An 18,069-nucleotide genomic window follows, 5' to 3' on the forward strand; every position below is an offset into this window, starting at 1 on the left:
TCAGTACTTTCCTTCTTCGAGCACGCCGTCTGCCGACATTTGCGCATAGAGCAGGCCTTCGCGCAGGCCGCGGTCTGCGACACTTAACCGGTCTGTCGGCCAACAGCGCATCAATGCCTGCAGGATGGCTGCCCCTGACATGATCAGGGCTGCCCTGTCCAGTCCGATACGTGGATCTGCGCGCCGTCCTGCAGGCCCCATCGCGAGATAAGAATGGATCACCTTGTCGATCTGCGCTGATGTCATGCTCAAGCCGTCGATTTTGGTCCGGTCGTAACGGCGCAGGTTCAGATGGCTTGCTGCAACGGTTGTTACGGTACCAGAGGTGCCGACGACCTGAAACCGTTCCTGTGGTTGCGCAGATTGATAGGGGGTGAAATCTTGCAGGTTTTCCTCGAAAAACCATGACATCAAAGCAAAGCGGGCGGCATCGTCTTCAACATCAGCGAACTGGTCTCGCAGGGTGGCCACACCCAATGGCACCGAAATCCAGTCGACGACCTTGGCGCTGGGAATGTCGGTGATCCCTTGATCAAAGCCGGAATGCAGCCGCATGATGCTCTGTGCCCGATCGCGTTTGGGCACTTTTGAAATGTCGATCCAGACCAGTTCTGTTGATCCGCCGCCAATATCCACCACCAGCAGATTCTCGGTTTTGTGATTGACCAGTGGCGCACAGGAGATCACCGCAAGCTGTGCTTCTTCCTCCGTCTTGATGATTTCAAGCTTCAGCCCAGTCTCGCGCTGGATCCGGCGCATGAACTCTGTTCCATTTAATGCCCGGCGGCAGGCTTCGGTTGCGACCAGTCGCATGCGTTTGACTTTGTTACGGCGCAATTTTTGTTGACAGATGCGCAATGCCTGAATAGTGCGCGCCATCGATCCGCGCGACAAGCGCCCGGTCTTCTCAAGCCCAGCCCCCAATTGGACGGACTTCGAGAAACTGTCTACCACATGAAAACCGCTGCCCCTGGGCTGGGCGATTAACATACGGCAGCTATTTGTGCCCAGATCAAGGGCTGCATATAGCTCGGACGATCTGGGCGGAACTGGCGCGGGGCTCAGAGCCGACGGTGTGTCCTTATCGAGCGCGCCCGCACCTTTGGGACGCTGTGGCGCCATGGTGTTGCGCCTTTCATAACGAGTTGTGGATAAGGTAGTGCCGCAAGGTCTTTCGCGCAAGCAGGAAGGAGACTGATGCCGTGGTATTTTCAGGCGAGCGGATGCAGGGCACGGTATTGGGCGATCCAGTCAGCGTTGGTTTGATCGGCAAGTTTGCGCAGCGTTGGATTGGTACCCTGAGCAAGCCGACCTTCACAACCGATGTGGGTAAGCACCTGGGCCAAGACACCAATGGGATCCTCGGCCAATGCCTCATAGGTAAGATGCAGCGGGGTAATGCCCTGCAGATCGAACCAAACCCGCCAATGCCTGTCCAGATTGCGCAATTCCGTCATCCGCTCTGTTATCGCATCGGGGTCAAAGCCTTCCTCGCTGCTCGGTCTCAACCTTTCCATGTCAGAGCCGTCGCTGTTTTGATGCCATAGCCCTGTTTGTTCTGCACGCAAAAGTGACACAGCCTCTGCCAGTTTGTCCTGACGGGACAGGTGAATGAATCTGAGTGGTCCGAATGCCGCTTCAAGCCTGGCAAGGTCATCAGGGAGATCGGGGTAGCATCGGTCGAGCCATGACATGGCAAAACCCAGATCCTGGCCCATCAGCCGCATGCCAAAGACGCTTGTTCCGCCGAAACCTTCCTGACGCAATGCATCAAGATACCGCTTGTTGAACGCGGCATCGGTTACGTCAACGCGACAGTCGATGCCCCAATGTTCCGACCATTCCTGTAGGGAAGGTTCGCGCAGAAACGAATTGGGTCGCCCTGCCGCGCCGGTCTGTTCAAGTAATGTACAAAGCAAGGTCGTTCCGCTGCGCGGATTGCTGCACAAGATGAAATTGGAGGTTCGTCGGGTCATGCTCCCGCATAACAAGCCTGAACGAAGCCGCATACATCAAATCAAAACGCCTCACTAAGAATGTGAGAATTATGACGGTCCCTGCCCCTCGTGACCTGCGGCCCTATGCACTAGAACCAAGAGGGTCGCGGATGGCGCCTGCGGTGTCGAAAAACGGCGCTGCCTAAGCTGTGCAAACCAGTAGAAGTCGAAGAAATGAACGGGGAATCAGACCATGACAGAGGTGAAACATGCCTGATGTGACAATTGTTTATTGGCGCGACATCCCGGCACAGGTGATTGTGGGCAAGGGCCGTCGCGGCTCAAAACGCCCGCTGCCAGAACGGTTCGAACAGGCGATTGACCGCGTGGCGATGCGTATTGGTGCCGCTGATAGCGACGCCTATATGGCCGATTGGCGCAAGGCGGACGCCTATACGGTCGAAGGGGACGCGGATGCAATCGCAGATGCAGAGGTTCTTCGAATTGATACCGAATACGATAAAGCGCGCCTGAAAACGCTGATTGATAATGAAGGTCGTGCAGCAAACGCACAGGCTTCCCAAGGCTAAGTCCGCACCTCCCATGATAAAGGATACACTCATGGCTTTATTGAATTTTCGCCGTAAAGAAGTCTCTGCACCCAGTATTCACGGGAGCGAGGTTGAAGCCTTTCTGCAAGATTATTCGATCGAAGTGATGCCGCGCACGGCTGAGAAGGTTGAGGATTTTACCGCCCTGCTTCCTGCAGGCACCCGTGTATATATCGCCCATATCGAAGGCACGCCAATTGAAGAAATGGTCGCAACGGCCAAAGGGTTGAACGCGGCCGGTTACAATGTCATGCCACATTTCCCGGCACGGATCATCAAGGACAAGGCGACCCTGGCTGACTGGATCGCCCGTTATCAGGGTGAGGCGGATGTAAAACAGGCTTTGTTGCTGGCGGGGGGGCTTGCCACTCCTCAGGGAGACTACAGCGATTCAATGCAGTTGATGGAAACGGGATTGTTTGATGCGGCGGGTTTCACCCGACTTCACGTCGCTGGCCATCCCGAAGGCAACCGGGACATTGATGCCACCGGTACGGCGGGCGTCGATGCGGCACTGAGATGGAAGAACGATTTTCAGACCCGTACGGATGCGAAAATGGCCATTGCCACACAATTCGCCTTTGAGGCCAAGCCGATCATCGCCTGGGCCGACAGTCTGGCCGAGGCTGGAATCACCCTGCCCGTTCATATCGGCATTGCTGGACCAGCCAAGCTGCAGACATTGATCAAGTTCGCCATCGCCTGCGGCGTCGGTCCATCCCTCAAGGTGTTGCAGAAACGCGCAATGGATGTGACCAAGCTGTTGCTACCCTATGAGCCGACAGAGGTTGTTACCGAACTGGCATGCCACAAGGCCGCCAATCCCGATTGCAACATCACCAACGTGCATTTCTTTCCGCTTGGTGGCATCAAGACCAATGCCAACTGGGCAATTCAAAACGGCGGTTCTTCTGCCGTTCCTGCAAAACCTGCCGTCTAAGGACACCTAAATGACCCGCACCATCATCGAATCCAAAACCAAAACCGCCGTCATCGGTTTTGACGAACCTTTCTGCGTTATCGGAGAGCGGATCAATCCGACAGGTCGCAAGATCCTTGCCGAAGAATTGGAACGTGATGATTTCAGTCGGGTGGAGTTTGATGCGGTCGCGCAAGCCAATGCGGGCGCCACAGTGCTGGACGTCAACTCCGGCGCAGTTTTCTCCAATCGAATGGCCGAAGATCCACGCTATGCGGACAACAATTTTGTCGAACCGATGCTGATGCCGGAAATGATCAAACGCGTGCAGGCCGTGACTGACACCCCCCTCTGCATCGACAGTTCGGTTCCCGGCGCTTTGGAAGCGGGCCTGCAAGCTTGCGAGGGACGTCCGCTGTTAAACTCTGTTACCGGTGAGGAAGAAAGGTTGGAACTGGTTCTGCCGCTGGTCAAGAAATACAATGTACCGGTTGTAGCAATCTCGAACGACGACACTGGTATTTCAGAAGACCCTGATGTGCGTTTTGCCGTGGCAAAACTGATCGTGGAACGGGCCTCGGATTTTGGCATACCCGCACATGACATTGTGGTTGATCCGCTTGTCATGCCAATTGGCGCGATGGCGACCGCGGGCCATCAGGTCTTTACCCTTGTGCGCCGTCTGCGTGAGGAACTGGGCGTGAACACGACCTGCGGTGCTTCGAATATCTCGTTCGGTTTGCCAAACCGTCATGGGATCAACAATGCTTTCCTGCCGATGGCGATGGGAGCGGGTATGACTTCCGCTATCATGAACCCTGTTGCCCTGCCGGTAAACGCGACCAAGATCGAAGCCAAGAAGGCAGAGCTTGAGGCGCTGGGTGTGGTCCTGCCCGAAGGCATGGACGACGAAGTATTCGTTCAGCTTTTCGGGATGGGGTCGACCAAGCCGCGCCCAGGCAAGGAGATGGAAGCGATCCGGGCGGCGAATTTCCTGTTTGATCGCGATCCGCATGGTGGCGAATGGATCAGGTTCAACAAGGTTGCACCGAAAGCAGGTCAGGAAGGGCGTGGCCGTGCCGGCCGAGTCGGCGGTCGACGTCGCGGTTGAATAGGCCACGTCCTGACCGTCCTGAAAATTGGCAAAGGCCGCGCGGCAAAGGCGCGGCCTTATGCGTTTCATGCTGTGTCACGAAGGTTGATGTCCTGCTCGCTGATCGGGTGGTAACGCCGAATTAACAAAACGTCCGCTAGAAACGCCTTATCCAACCAAGGAGGCGCGCTGCGATGAGTCCTTTCCAATCCCTTTTTTGCGGAACGAGTGATGGCTGAAACGTTTATTCCAGAGGGCAAACTGGACACGAGTGCTGCCGTGGGGTTCCATGCCGCACTTTTGGCACATGTCGGGCAGGACATCGTCATTGATCTTCACAAAGTGACGCAAATCGGTGCGCTTTGCTGCCAACTATTTTTGGCGGCTGCTCGCACTGCGCGATCTTCGCACGCTGGCTTTTCTGTCATCAACGTCACTGATCCTGTTCTTGTTCAACTCGCCAGCATGGGGCTGACACCCGAAACACTCGCGGAGGGTAAAACATGACCCTTGAAATACTTGCGGTAGATGACAGTCGTACCATGCGTGAGATGATAAAACTCGCTCTTCTCCCCGCGGGGTTCAGGGTGCATACGGCAGATGACGGCCTGCACGGGATCGAAGTGCTGGATGGCATCGCACCGGATGCAATAATCACCGACATCAACATGCCCCGCATGGACGGGTTCGATTTTATCGACGCAGTGCGCAAACAGGAAAATTACCGCGTGACCCCCATTCTCGTGCTGACGACAGAGGCCGCGCCCGAACTGAAAGCCCGCGCACGCGCTGCCGGTGCAACGGGTTGGATTGTGAAACCTTTTGATCCGGTAAAATTAATCAAAGCCCTTCAAATGGTTGCCGGTTAGAAAGGTGTCGTATGAGCAACCACCCTGATCAGATGGCAGACATTCGTTCTACATTTTTTGTCGAATGTGAAGACCTGCTTGAGGCCTTGCAAGACGGGCTTGAAACCATGGCAGACGGGTCGGAGCATGCTGAAACGATCAATGTGATGTTTCGCGCCGTCCATTCGATCAAGGGGGGTGCCGGTGCCTTTGGCTTGGATCGGCTGGTGCAGTTTGCCCATCGTTTCGAAACGGTTCTGGATGACATGCGCGCAGGCCACCTAAAGGTCGGATCAAATGTGCTCAAGGTGCTTTTCCAAGCGGCTGACCACCTGTCAGATCTGGTTTGGGCCAGTCGTAGTGGGGATGATCTACCGGACAGGGAAACTGCAAATTTATTGGCGCGTTTCGACAGGTTGTCGGATGACCGGCGCGATTCTACCTGCGAACAACCCGTTTCCTGCGTGAAAGCCCCTTCCAGTCGCCCTGCGCCTGAGGCACCGACCAGGACAGCCGCAGATGCTGCGCCCAATCGCGAAAACCTGCAGCGGCATCTTGATCCCGATGTTCCAGCCTCTCGGATCACGGGGACTTACATCATTGTTTTCACGCCACGGTCAGCATTTTTTGAAACTGGCAACGAACCGTCTTTGTTGCTGCAGGATCTGGCGCAATTAGGTGAAATCAGCGTGGCCTGCGATGCGTCGAGATTGCCGGAATTGTCCAGGTTGTCACCAGAAACACCACATCTTAGCTGGATCGTGACCCTTTTCAGTGATGTTGATGAGGCTGAAATCAAATCGATTTTCGAATTTGTCGAAGATCTATGCGCCGTTGAGGTGTCCTATCAGCCGGGAGCGGCAGCGCTGTCAAAACCGATAGTCGAAGGGGGATGCGACAAGCTGGCCTCATCGCCGGCAGTTGATCATCCTGGTGATCTGCCGGAAGGCATAACGACGGAGCATTTGTCAAAGGATAGCGAGGCGCAGGATTGCAAGACCTCCAGAACAGAAAAGTGTCCTGACACTCTCCCCACAGCCGCAACATCCATGGTGCGTGTCGATCTGGACAAGATCGACAAGCTGGTAAATCTGATTGGCGAACTGGTGATCAATCAGGCAATGCTTAGCCAAAGCCTTGAAAAAACAGGCCTGTCCCCGCATTCCGAAGCGATGAACGGTCTGGAGGAATTTCAGCGGCTGACACGCAACATTCAAGACAGTGTCATGATGATCCGAGCGCAGCCCGTGAAATCGCTCTTTCAACGCATGTCTCGAATTGTGCGGGAAGCATCCGCAACCCTGGACAAGGACGTGCGGTTTTTGAGCATTGGCGAAACAACTGAAGTCGACAAAACTGTTATTGAACATCTGGTCGATCCACTTACCCATATGATCCGCAATGCAATCGATCACGGGATCGAGCTGCCTGTGCAACGTCGTGCGGCTGGTAAATCCCCACAAGGCCGCGTCACCCTTTCCGCGGCACATCGGTCGGGACGCGTGGTGATCGAGGTTTCAGATGATGGTGCCGGCATTGATCGCAAAAAGGTCATGGATATTGCCCGCAGCAAGGGATTAATCCCGCTAGATGCCGAATTGAGTGATGCTGAAATCGACAATCTTTTGTTTTTGCCTGGGTTTTCCACTGCGCCATCGGTGTCAGAGCTATCCGGGCGCGGTGTTGGCATGGATGTCGTGCGCACGGCTATTCATGAATTCGGCGGTCGGATCACGATCACCTCGAATCCGGGCCAGGGCACAACATTTTCGATTTCGTTGCCTCTGACGCTTGCTGTGCTGGATGGCATGGTGATTGAAGTTGCGGGTGAAACCTTGGTTCTGCCGCTCAATCTGGTGGTGGAAACGCTGACATTGGCTGCGAAAGATGTGCAAACGGTCGGTCCGGAACACAGGGTGATTGAATTGCGCCGCAGATTTGTCCCGATGATTGATCTGGGAGAGGCCCTTGGCTACCGTTCAATGCGTGATAACTCCGAGGGGGCTCTTGCCCTGTTTATCGCGCAGGAGGAGGACAATTGCTGCGCCCTGCTCGTCGACAGGATCATTGATCAGCGACAGGTGGTGATCAAAGGGCTTGATGAGAGTTTCCATCGCGGGCCCGGCGTTGCGGCAGCAACGATTCTGGGAAATGGGCAAATTGCTCTTATCCTTGATCCGGGCGACCTTATTGCTTCTGCCGCGACGTCGGGCACAGGTGCCTATCCTGTTCACGGGGTGAGGCTTTCTGCATGACCGGGACCGCAAACACCGCCTGTATCGAACTTTTGACTTTTCAGCTTGCCGATCAGGAATATGCGTTTGATATCATGTCTGTGCGTGAGATCCGTGGCTGGACCCACGCGACGCCCCTACCGCATGCACCGCCCTATACGAAAGGTGTGATCAACCTTCGCGGAACCGTTCTGCCGGTGATTGATCTTTGCTGCAGGCTGGGCTTGCCAGCGCGGGTGCAGAATGATCGGAATGTGATAATTGTAGTAAAAACCAAAGATGTGAAGACCGGGCTTCTGGTTGATGCGGTTTCTGACATTGTGACCGTTGGTGTAGAAAACCTGCAAGCGCCCCCCCACACGGGTGCGACCCTGGCTGAGGGTGTCATCAGCGCCCTGACGCTGGTTGAAGGGCGGATGATACGTTTGCTGAACCTGCCCGCGATCTTGAATACCTCTGGAAGTGTCGCGGCGTGAAGATCCGCACGCGCGAAACTGGCACTCTTGACCCGGATAGTTTTCGCGCCATTGCGGCATTGGCCTATCGTGAAAGCGGGCTGACGCTGGTCGAGCAGAAAATCTCGATGATACAGTCTCGCTTGCGCCACAGGTTGAGGGACTTGGGTTTGATCGATTTTGCCTCCTATTGTGCTTTGGTGCATTCAGATGCCGGGCAAGCCGAACGACAACATCTGATCTCTGCCTTGACCACAAATGTCTCGCAATTTTTCAGGGAGGGTCACCATTTCGAGGCGCTCAAACACGAAGTGGACCGATACCTGCCCCGTTTGCGTGCAGGCAAAGAGATGCGCATCTGGTCTGCTGGCTGTGCCAATGGCCAGGAGGCCCTGTCGGTTGCGATTACCCTGGCTGAACATCTGCCGGATATCGCAAAGCTGAACCTGCGCATATTGGCAACAGATATTGATCCGCAGGTTGTGCGCTTTGCCCGTCGCGGTATTTACCCTGAGAGGTTTATGGCCGGTGTCCCCCCCTTTTTGCTCTCAAAATACTTTGTAGAAACGCGCAACTCTTCCGGGCAGACGGTCTTTGCCGTCGGCACAAAGCTCATGAACCTGATCTATTTCAACGAATTGAATCTACTTTCAACCTGGCCAATGACCAAAAAATTTGAAGTAATTTTCTGTAGAAATGTTGTGATATATTTCGATTTTGAGACGCAAGAGAAACTTTGGTCAAAATTTCACCAGGCCTTGACCCCTCAGGGGGCTTTGTTTCTGGGACATTCAGAGCGGATCAACGATCCTCGCAGACATAAATTCAGCTACACAGGTCCGACGTCTTACCGCGCTTTGACGGGCTGATCGGCCCGCCACCCAGGGATCATGAACACCAGAAAAGAGCGTTTGAAACACAATTTGAAAACGCCGCCATATACGAAGGTTTGGCGAAACCGCGTCACTACAATGGAGGGCCGGATGTGAAAACTGCAGCGTCAGAGAACAAGTTCTTGCGTGATCTGTTGGGGCGTATTTCGGCCCATCTTGATGAACTGTCTGAAGAAGTAAAGGCAATCGAGCTTGCCATCGGGGATGAGGTGGGCACGATCGGTTTGCAGACTTCAGGAAGTATTAAACGCTTGCAAAGTCTGGATTTTTTGCGGCAATCTCTTGCAGATTTAGCGTTGTTGTCAAAAAACCTGTCGCAAAAGCATGATGTTGCTCTGACAGAAAATCTGAAGGATAATTTGCGGCTGGATGTGACCAGAACACTGGTCACGGGCGCACAATTTTCAACGACTCTGGACAGGTTTCAAAAACCAAATGGCGACGTCGAATTGTTTTGATGGTGTTTCTGTTGGGATTGAACGGGCAAAGAGCGAAATTTGAAACTGGCGCAGTTCGCCGGGCAAAGGCATGAGGCAGAAAAGGTAAAACCATCGAAACAATCATCACCCAATTGAATCCTGGCGTTACCTCATCTTACGGATGACAGCGGTGCATTCTCGCAATTCGTTCTGGGGGGGGGGGAACCAATCTGATCACCTTGCCATTTCCTGCCATTCACCCGGCCTTAAAACAACTCCAGATCATTTCCGTTTTCTGGTTTCGCGGAAGGGAGGGTTTCCTTTGGAATGAAGTTGGGAATTTTGACTCTGGCCGCGCCTGTGGTCGGGGTAAAAACCAGATGGCGGGCAGAGGAACCGCCTAAGGAACTGGAAATACACTCGATCCCCTCGACTGCCAGAAATTGGGTTGCGAAGGTACTGTTCGCCGGGCCAATTTCTGACAGACCATCAATCATTTGAGCCCCCCCGAACAGTTTTGCCTTGAGCCGTGCGCGATGCGCCCCGCGTTTGAGCATTTCATTGATCAACAATTCCATCGCGTTGATCCCCGCCCTGTCACATTTGACCCGGTTGCGTTGCAACGAAGCGAAGAGGATATGGTTCATACCGCCAACGGCCACGAGGGGATCCCAGAGGCAGCAGGCAACACAGGATCCCAGCAAGGTCGAAATCGTGGTACCAACCTCACTTGAGACAAAAAACTCACCCTGCGTGATGACGAACTGTTTCATTGGCGCGTGGTATTGAGAGTATGGTGCCACAGCATTCGTTTGACGGGGTTGCCGTTTTTGTCGAGATGTATGAGTTTTTCAAGGAAACCCAATCTATTCATGCCCGACATTTCAATATCCAGAGTAGTTACATTAAGATTGTTGTCTTTGACGACCTGTCGGGCAACAAGGTCAGATGCCGTCTTACCGTCCAGGCCAGGACGGTGATCCTGTTCCGGTACCTGAGGCGACCAGCCTGGAATGGTGCGGGAATCGTCCACGATGAAACCCTTTTTCTATTCACGCAACGTTGCGACGGATTGGCAGAGACCGTTTGCGAATCTGGTATTCTACAGTGTTTGTCCCTGCTTTGGCTGGTCTGCCCTGATGCAACCAGCCACTGCGCGACCCCGTCTTGATGTGGTAAAAAGATGAATGATGAACAAAGGAATCCAAGTTGGGACAACTAAGTATTTAAAGTTGGATAGGTATCCACTCCGAACCGATTTACCTTTGGTCCCGATCCCGATCCGGCGCAGCATGTCAGCCAAGGGCATAGCCCGCGCCGCGCACCGTGCGAATGGGATCATCACCCCCGCCAAGGGCCAGCGCCTTGCGCAATCGCGCGATATGTACATCCACAGTGCGGGTATCGACATATATATCACTACCCCAAACCAGATCCAGAAGCTGGTCGCGGCTAAGTACACGGCCCGGTTTTTCAAGAAAGGTCGCCAACAGACGATATTCTGTCGGACCAAGTTTGAGTTCCACCCCCGACCGGGTGACACGGTGGCGTTCGGGGTCGAGAGTAATATCAAGAAAACGCAGTGTTTCGCCGCTTGCAAGCGGTCTTGAGCGGCGCAATTGCGTACGTACGCGCGCCATCAATTCGCGTAGGGAATAGGGTTTGATGACATAGTCGTCCGCGCCGGTTTCCAGTCCACGCACGGTGTCAACTTCTTCAGAGCGTGCCGACAGCATGATGACGGGAATGTTGCGGGTCTCTTCCTTGGTCTTGAGTTGACGGCAGACTTCGATCCCGCTCATCAGCGGCATCATCCAGTCGAGTATCACAAGATCAGGCGTTATTTCCCTGATTTGCAGCATGGCTTCTTCGCCATTGTCCGCACGGCTGACGGTGTATCCTTCGGCCTCAAGGTTATAAGCAAGAACCTCGCGTTGGGCGGGCTCGTCTTCCACAAGAAGGACGTGAGGTTGTGTGACAGACATGAGCCTATCCTTTTGGTCCGACCGATGTACGGTCGGCTTTGGGACGTTCCTCTTCCGGGTGATCACCGGTCACCAGATAGATCACCTGTTCGGCAATCGAGGTGACGTGATCCCCCATGCGTTCGGTATTCTTGGCGATGAAATGCAGATGCATGCAGGCTGTGATATTACGCGGGTCTTCCATCATGAAAGTCAGGAATTCACGGAACAGGGCGTTGTACATCTGGTCGACATCCGAATCGCGTTGGATCACGTCCAAGGCGAGATCCGCATCGCGTTGGATGTAGGCGTCCAGCGCATCCTTGAGCATGGCTTCTACCGCGCCGGCCATCCTGCGGATCGCACTTGTGCCATCATTGACCGCTGGCATGGTCGCCAGAACACCAGTGCGTTTGGCCATGTTTTTCGCATAATCCCCGATGCGTTCCAGATTTGCGCTGATCTTGATCACACTCAGGATCAGGCGCAGGTCAATTGCCGTGGGCGCACGAAGTGCGATGACACGGGCCGCATTTTCGTTGATCTCGCTTTCCAGCGCATCGATGGCCTTGTCATCACTGCGCACCTGTTCGGCCAACTCTTCGTCGCGGGTCTCCAGAGATCTGGCGGATAGGCGGATGGATTCTTCGACAAGGCCGCCCATTTTCATGATCTGGGCCTGAACCGCCTCAAGGTCGCGGTCAAAACCGGACAGGATGTGTTGATCCGACATAATTTAACCGTGTGTTACTATGAAACTGTGATGCACACCGGTTTGCCGGTAACTTGTCCAGATCCCGCCAGATCTGTTGGCCAGATCCGGTTCAACCGATTGGCACTTTCTCGCAGGGATTGCCGATGTTGTTTTTGTCAGGTCAGTCACAGATTTGAAGTCTTTCCTGGAGTACAGTTTCGTTGCGGTGCATTTTGAAGATCCTGATGCAGCTTTAGACGGATGATGCTGCAGGTGTGTAACAGCAAGATTACAGTTTTATGACAGTTCAGGTTTTCCTGAAATTGATCCGGCCGGTGATTTCGTTTCGACTTGTCTGGGCAGGATCACGGAAAAGCAGGCACCCTGCCCCAGTTCCGATGTGATCTTGAGGCGGCCTCGATGTCGGTTCAGGATATGTTTCACAATGGCCAGGCCCAATCCGGTGCCGCCCAAGCTACGGCTGCGGTGGTTGTCAGCACGGTAAAAACGTTCCGTCAGCCGCGGCAGATGCATGGGATCAATACCGGGGCCATGGTCGCGCACAGTGACAAGAATTGCAGGGCCACGCAGCATGGCGTCGCGGTCCAATTCTTCTGTTGTTATGTCGACACGTTTGCCGCTGCTGCCATATTTTATTGCGTTTTCAATCAGGTTTGTAAAAACCTGCGCCAATTGGTCTGCATCTCCCAACAGCGGTATGGGCGCAGCACCAATCACGGGGAACAGGGTCACGCCCTTATCGTCAGCCAGCGGTTTAAGAGCGCGTAACGAGGATTGCAAAATTGCTACCAGGTCGACAGAGCTTTCGGGTTTGACGCGTTCTTCTGCTTCGACCCGGCTGAGAGATAATAAATCTCCCACCAGACGATTCATGCGCCCGGCTTCATCTGCCATGATGTTCAGGAACCGTTCGCGGGCGTTGCTGTCATCGCGTGCCGGTCCGCTCAGGGTTTCAATGAACCCGATCAGTGAGGTCAGAGGTGTGCGCAGTTCATGGCTGACATTGGCAACAAAATCGCGGCGCATTTCACCGGCCTGCGCTTCGCTTGAACTGTCCTGAAAGCTGACGATGACAACATCAAAGGCCCCAGCCCTCTTCAGCGTCACCTCATAGCTTTTCTCGGTGCCAATGTCGGTGGCAAGAAATACCGCGTTGCGGGGACTTCCGTCTTCCAGAATCTGCTCGACCGCCGTCGCCAGTTTGGGTTGACGCAGGATGGTCATGAAATGACGCCCCGTGGCGCCCTTGCCGATCAGGTCGCTTGCAGCCGGATTGGCGGCAACAATCCTTTCATCCTTGTCAATCGCCAGCGTTGGCAAAGGCAAAGCCGAAATAAGATCAAGCAGGACAGCGACGTCTGGCATTGTTCAGACCGGTTTCAGATCCCGCCGGAATCGTGCCGCGTTTTCACTATAGTGAAGCGCGGAAGCCGTAAGAGCCTGAATCGCCTTTTCGTCCAATGTGCGCACGACCTTGCCCGGTGCACCCATGACCAGCGATCCGTCGGGTATAACCTTGTTTTCCGTGATCAAGGCACCTGCACCGATCAGGCAGTTCTTGCCGATTTTGGCACCGTTCAGCACCGTTGCGCCCATCCCGATGAGAGAATTGTCATCAATGGTACAGCCATGCAGCATCACCTTGTGGCCGATGGTACAATTCTTGCCGATACTCAGCGGGAACCCGATGTCGGTGTGAAACACGCAGTTTTCCTGAACATTACTGCCCTGCCCGACAAAGATAGCTTCGTTGTCCCCGCGCAGGGTGGAACCGAACCAGACGGAAGTTCCCGCTTCGAGCACAACATTGCCGATCACATTGGCGTCGGGGGCGATCCAGGCGCTTTCGTTGACGGTGGGCTGGATGTCGTCCAATGCGTAAAGGGTCATGTGGTTTCCTCAAATTCTGATTGTAACTTGCGCACATGGTCCAGCAGCCGCGGCTGTTGTGCCACGCGCATCCGTTCTGCGCGAATAATGGTTTTCAGTTTCTCTTCGGTTTCCGTAAGTTCGTCGTTGATCAATACGTAATCATAACCGTCCCAATGGCTGATTTCATCCCAGCTTTTGCGCATGCGCTTGGCGATGGTTTCCGCCTTGTCCTGGTTGCGACTAATCAGGCGCCGCTTGAGTTCGGGGATCGAAGGCGGCAGAATAAAGATCGAAAGAGTATGCGAGCCAAGTATGGATTGCTGTATCTGCTGGGCCCCTTGCCAGTCGATGTCAAACAATACATCACGACCTGCATTGATCGCTTTTTCCACCGGCGCGCGCGGCGAACCGTAGTTGTTGCCAAAAACATGGGCATGTTCCAACATTTCTGAATCCATGATCCATTTACGAAACTTTTCTTCCGAAACGAAAAAATAGTCCTTTCCGTCAATCTCTCCAGGGCGCGGCGGGCGGGTGGTGGCAGAAACCGAGAACTGCAGGCTTTCGTCCCATCGCATCAGCCGGCGCGCCAGCGTGGATTTTCCCGCTCCCGAGGGCGATGACAGGATGATCAGTAATCCACGTCTTTCGGGGTTGTTGGCGGTCATATCCTACTCCACATTTTGCACTTGTTCACGCATTTGGTCGATCACCGCTTTCAGTGCCAGACCGATCTGTGTCAATTCCTTCATCTGCGCCTTGGAGCACAGGGTGTTGGCTTCACGGTTGAATTCCTGCATGAGAAAATCCAGCTTGCGCCCCACAGCTTCGCCCGACGACAAGAGAAGCCTTGCCGCCTCAACATGCGCGCCCAGGCGATCAACCTCTTCGGTGATGTCTGTCTTGACGGCGATGATCGCGAGTTCCTGTGCAATACGATCCGCATCCGCGCCATCCGCGTTTTCCAGAACACGGGCGAGGTTTTTACGCAGCGCAGCGGACATTTCGGCCTTGCGGGCCGCAAGAAGTCCTGTTGCCTGCGCGGTCAAGGTTTCGACCTCTTCCAGTTGTGCAGACAATATGGCATGCAGAGCGGCCCCTTCCTGCTGACGCATGGCATCAAAATCCCGGAGTATGATTTCGAAATCATCCAGAAGCACCTTGCAAAGGGCGGCTGCATCATCTTCGAAACCGGTCTGTTCCAATACGCCGCGCATGGTGACGATGTCGGTCGCTTTGGACGGGGCAAGGGAGACCCCCGCATCCATCGCGCGGGTTTCGATCAAGTGTAATGCGTTCAGGACATTTTCGAGCTGGCCTTCGTTCACGGCCAGTTGACCAACGGATTCATCGCGGTTCAAACGCAGGTTGCAGGTGACGTTGCCACGCGCCATGGTCGCGCCAAGCCGTTTGCGCAGGGCGATCTCCAGTCCATCAATCCAATCGGGCACACGCAGGCGCAGATCCAACCCGCGCCCGTTTACTGCACGCACTTCCCACGCCCAACTGAACGGCGCATCCGCACCGGTTGCAGCGGCAAAGCCGGTCATCGACTTGATTTGGGATCCGCCTTTGGGTGGGGTGTCTGCGGTGATAGTCATGCCTGCCGTTCCTTTGGCCCAATTTCCCAACCGCAATAGGTCGAAACACCACATTGGGGCAAGCCCCTGCACTGGTCGGACGTTAACCATGCCTTAAGAAAACGCGCAAATTGCCGTTAAACCGACGTATTAGGGTTTTGATAAGTTTGCTGCCCAAGGCAGTTCAAATTGCAAGATTGGCAGGGTGACCCCAATTGGCTTTCATGCACTGCCACGTTTCAAAAGGGTGAGTAAGGCAGATGGACAATTCACATCGCATTGGGCAGAATGTCTTTGCCATGACACGATTTCAGTCAGAGACAGGATACAGCGCAATTGCGCAGGTCGAAGCCTATTGGGAAGCCGTCCGTGGCACCCGTTTGCTGCCCAAACGTTCTGATATTGATCCTCGTGGAATTGAACAGGCACTTGAATATGCTTTCATTCTTGAACGCATTGCGCCGGGTATTGCCCGGCTTCGTATTGCTGGCAACCATCTGAATGATCTGATGGGCATGGAAGTACGCGGTATGCCGTTAACGTCGTTTTTCGCGGCGGCAGACCGCCCTGCAATTTCCGATATGTTGGAGGATGTGTTTCAAATGCCCGCGATGAGTACGCTGAAGCTGACATCGCCGGCGGCTGGTGGCCGCCCGAAGCTGGATGCACGGATGATCCTTCTGCCGCTGAAAAGCGATCTGGGTGACGTCAGCCGTGCGCTGGGGTGTTTCGTGAGCAAGGGCGACATGGGTTTGTCCCCGCGCAGGTTTGATATTGTGACCAAGACAGTGTTGCACATAACAGCAGGTCAGCCCCCTGCACGCCCTTCGGATCCATTGCGCAATCCTGCTCTGCTTTCGATCTCAAGACGACAAGACCTGCCGACCGGGATGGCCGAGGATTCCAAGCCTTTTGATGGCACCTCGAAAAAGCGCCGCCCGCCATATTTGAGACTGGTCAAGTCTGAAGATTAGTCTGGGCTGGCCAAATGCTCGGATGGGTGATGAGGCAAAAGCGCAGGGTCGCGCACACCCTTTTAGGGGTAAGCCGTCAAAGTTGCCTTCGACGGCTTTACCGATCTGCTTTCGTTGCGGCCTAGCTTGCCGCGCGGGCGCGTTGCTGGTTGCGCCGCGTGCTGAGTTCCTCGGCCACAAGAAACGCCAGCTCCAGTGACTGGCTGGCGTTCAGGCGCGGATCACAGGCAGTGTGGTAGCGGTCTGACAGATCTTCGTCCGAGACAGCCCGCACGCCGCCGGTACATTCTGTCACGTCCTGGCCCGTCATCTCGAAGTGAACGCCACCGGGAACTGTGCCCTCGGCCGCATGTACAGCAAAGAATTCGCGCACCTCACGCAGGACGGATTCAAACGGTCGCGTTTTGTAGCCCGAAGACGATTTGATCGTATTGCCGTGCATTGCATCGCAGGTCCAGACAACATTCGCGCCCTCTTCCTGCACCGTCTTGATCAACTTTGGCAGGTGTTCACCCACGGAACCCGCACCAAAACGTGCGATCAGGGTCAGCCGCCCTTCTTCATTGTCCGGATTCAGTTTGGCCATCAGCAGTTTGAGATCTTCTGCCGTCATGCTGGGCCCGCATTTGAGACCGATGGGATTCATGATGCCAGAGGCGAATTCCACATGTGCCCCGTCAGGCTGGCGCGTGCGATCGCCGATCCAAACCATATGCCCCGACCCGGCAAGCCATTTGCCCGTCAAACTGTCCTGACGGCACAGGGCTTCTTCGTATTCGAGCAAGAGGGATTCATGACTGGTGTAGAATTCGACGGATTGAAGCGTATGCGCCGTGTCCGAAGTCACACCTGCCGCAGACATGAAATCAAGTGTATCAGAAATCCGGTTGGCTACTTCGCGATACTTGGCCGCCCGTTCCTGATCGGTAAAGCCCAGCGTCCAGCCGTGCACCTGATGCACATCGGCATAGCCGCCCGTTGAAAAAGCCCGCAACAGGTTCAGCGTTGCCGCCGCCTGTGTGTAGGCGCGCAGCATCTTTTCAGGGTTCGGAATACGGGCATCCGCAGTGAATTCTAGATCGTTGATGATGTCGCCACGGTAACTGGGCAGTTCCACGCCATCCACCGTTTCCATATTGGCTGAACGCGGTTTGGCAAATTGACCGGCCATACGCCCCAGTTTGATGACAGGTACCTTGGCCCCGTGGGTCAACACGATGGCCATCTGCAACATGACCTTGAAGGTATCGCGAATCGCGTTTGAACTGAATTGTTCAAAACTCTCGGCACAATCCCCACCCTGAAGCAGGAAGGCCTCACCGCGACCGGCTGCGGCAAGACGGTTCTTCAACCGCATCGCCTCTCCTCCGAAAACCAAGACCGGATATCGTGCAAGCTGTGCCTCAACGGCCTCTAATGCCGCTTGATCAGGGTAGTCAGGCATCTGGATGCGCGGTTTTGCGCGCCAGCTTGATTTACTCCACGTGGTCATGGTCTCTTCTCCGTTGCGAAACACCGTTTGTCAGCGCTATCATGGTTCTTTCTATACAAAATG

The 18,069-nt window shown here is 54.7% G+C and carries 21 protein-coding genes; 10 read left to right on the plus strand and 11 right to left on the minus strand.

Annotated features, from left to right (window positions below; genetic code table 11):
• Both OS190_RS09305 and OS190_RS09310 read right to left on the minus strand, forming a co-directional pair.
• Positions 1-1,122: a Ppx/GppA phosphatase family protein gene (locus tag OS190_RS09305; protein WP_267158420.1), complete on the minus strand. Its 1,122-nt coding sequence runs from the start codon at positions 1,120-1,122 to the stop codon at positions 1-3.
• Between the two features lie 89 nt (positions 1,123-1,211).
• Entirely contained in the window at positions 1,212-1,976 is a 765-nt protein-coding gene (locus OS190_RS09310) for a Stf0 family sulfotransferase (protein WP_267158421.1), read from the minus strand.
• A 230-nt stretch (positions 1,977-2,206) separates the two neighbouring features.
• On the opposite strand from OS190_RS09310, the gene OS190_RS09315 reads away from it, so the two are divergent.
• The 9 genes from OS190_RS09315 (at position 2,207) to OS190_RS09355 (ending at position 9,448) form a co-directional block, all read left to right on the plus strand.
• Complete coding sequence (locus OS190_RS09315) at positions 2,207-2,527, plus strand: virulence factor (RefSeq protein ID WP_267158422.1); 321 nt, start codon at positions 2,207-2,209, stop codon at positions 2,525-2,527.
• Positions 2,528-2,558: 31 nt separating this feature from the next.
• The gene (locus OS190_RS09320) at positions 2,559-3,488 is read left to right on the plus strand and encodes a methylenetetrahydrofolate reductase (RefSeq protein WP_267158423.1); all 930 of its coding nucleotides are present in this window, start codon (positions 2,559-2,561) and stop codon (positions 3,486-3,488) included.
• A 10-nt stretch (positions 3,489-3,498) separates the two neighbouring features.
• A complete protein-coding gene (locus OS190_RS09325; protein WP_267158424.1) occupies positions 3,499-4,578 on the plus strand; it encodes a methyltetrahydrofolate cobalamin methyltransferase in 1,080 nt (359 codons plus the stop codon).
• A gap of 213 nt (positions 4,579-4,791) precedes the next feature.
• Complete coding sequence (locus OS190_RS09330; RefSeq protein ID WP_267158425.1) at positions 4,792-5,067, plus strand: STAS domain-containing protein; 276 nt, start codon at positions 4,792-4,794, stop codon at positions 5,065-5,067.
• Positions 5,064-5,429: a response regulator gene (locus OS190_RS09335; protein WP_267158426.1), complete on the plus strand. Its 366-nt coding sequence runs from the start codon at positions 5,064-5,066 to the stop codon at positions 5,427-5,429. Before OS190_RS09330 ends, OS190_RS09335 begins: the two co-directional genes overlap by 4 nt.
• 11 nt (positions 5,430-5,440) lie before the next feature.
• The gene (locus OS190_RS09340) at positions 5,441-7,663 is read left to right on the plus strand and encodes a chemotaxis protein CheA (protein WP_267158427.1); all 2,223 of its coding nucleotides are present in this window, start codon (positions 5,441-5,443) and stop codon (positions 7,661-7,663) included.
• A complete protein-coding gene (locus OS190_RS09345; protein WP_267158428.1) occupies positions 7,660-8,118 on the plus strand; it encodes a chemotaxis protein CheW in 459 nt (152 codons plus the stop codon). Before OS190_RS09340 ends, OS190_RS09345 begins: the two co-directional genes overlap by 4 nt.
• Positions 8,115-8,966: a CheR family methyltransferase gene (locus OS190_RS09350; RefSeq protein WP_267158429.1), complete on the plus strand. Its 852-nt coding sequence runs from the start codon at positions 8,115-8,117 to the stop codon at positions 8,964-8,966. The genes OS190_RS09345 and OS190_RS09350 overlap by 4 nt, the downstream gene beginning before the upstream one ends.
• Before the next feature lie 116 nt (positions 8,967-9,082).
• Positions 9,083-9,448 (plus strand): DUF8776 family protein, encoded by a 366-nt coding sequence (locus tag OS190_RS09355; protein ID WP_502212094.1) that lies wholly within the window; start codon positions 9,083-9,085, stop codon positions 9,446-9,448.
• A gap of 227 nt (positions 9,449-9,675) precedes the next feature.
• Here the strand turns inward: OS190_RS09355 and OS190_RS09360 are convergent, their stop codons facing one another.
• The 8 genes from OS190_RS09360 to OS190_RS09395 form a co-directional block, all read right to left on the minus strand.
• Entirely contained in the window at positions 9,676-10,182 is a 507-nt protein-coding gene (locus tag OS190_RS09360) for a chemotaxis protein CheD (protein WP_267158431.1), read from the minus strand.
• Complete coding sequence (locus OS190_RS09365; RefSeq protein ID WP_267158432.1) at positions 10,179-10,442, minus strand: hypothetical protein; 264 nt, start codon at positions 10,440-10,442, stop codon at positions 10,179-10,181. Before OS190_RS09365 ends, OS190_RS09360 begins: the two co-directional genes overlap by 4 nt.
• 262 nt (positions 10,443-10,704) lie before the next feature.
• Entirely contained in the window at positions 10,705-11,394 is a 690-nt protein-coding gene (phoB, locus tag OS190_RS09370) for a phosphate regulon transcriptional regulator PhoB (RefSeq protein ID WP_267158433.1), read from the minus strand.
• Between the two features lie 4 nt (positions 11,395-11,398).
• Positions 11,399-12,106: a phosphate signaling complex protein PhoU gene (gene phoU, locus OS190_RS09375; RefSeq protein ID WP_267158434.1), complete on the minus strand. Its 708-nt coding sequence runs from the start codon at positions 12,104-12,106 to the stop codon at positions 11,399-11,401.
• 258 nt (positions 12,107-12,364) lie between these two features.
• Entirely contained in the window at positions 12,365-13,453 is a 1,089-nt protein-coding gene (locus OS190_RS09380; protein ID WP_267158435.1) for an ATP-binding protein, read from the minus strand.
• A gap of 3 nt (positions 13,454-13,456) precedes the next feature.
• Complete coding sequence (locus tag OS190_RS09385) at positions 13,457-13,978, minus strand: gamma carbonic anhydrase family protein (protein WP_267158436.1); 522 nt, start codon at positions 13,976-13,978, stop codon at positions 13,457-13,459.
• Positions 13,975-14,628 (minus strand): guanylate kinase, encoded by a 654-nt coding sequence (gene gmk, locus OS190_RS09390; RefSeq protein ID WP_267158437.1) that lies wholly within the window; start codon positions 14,626-14,628, stop codon positions 13,975-13,977. The genes OS190_RS09385 and gmk overlap by 4 nt, the downstream gene beginning before the upstream one ends.
• Positions 14,629-14,631: 3 nt before the next feature.
• Complete coding sequence (locus tag OS190_RS09395; RefSeq protein WP_267158804.1) at positions 14,632-15,510, minus strand: YicC/YloC family endoribonuclease; 879 nt, start codon at positions 15,508-15,510, stop codon at positions 14,632-14,634.
• Between the two features lie 290 nt (positions 15,511-15,800).
• On the opposite strand from OS190_RS09395, the gene OS190_RS09400 reads away from it, so the two are divergent.
• Positions 15,801-16,514: a PAS domain-containing protein gene (locus OS190_RS09400; RefSeq protein ID WP_267158438.1), complete on the plus strand. Its 714-nt coding sequence runs from the start codon at positions 15,801-15,803 to the stop codon at positions 16,512-16,514.
• Positions 16,515-16,635: 121 nt separating this feature from the next.
• Here OS190_RS09400 and OS190_RS09405 read toward each other — a convergent pair whose 3' ends face one another.
• Entirely contained in the window at positions 16,636-18,006 is a 1,371-nt protein-coding gene (locus OS190_RS09405) for a class II 3-deoxy-7-phosphoheptulonate synthase (RefSeq protein ID WP_267158439.1), read from the minus strand.
• Positions 18,007-18,069 lie beyond the last annotated feature (63 nt).

Origin of the sequence: Sulfitobacter sp. F26204 (assembly GCF_026410305.1) — a bacterium.
Lineage (GTDB): Bacteria > Pseudomonadota > Alphaproteobacteria > Rhodobacterales > Rhodobacteraceae > Sulfitobacter.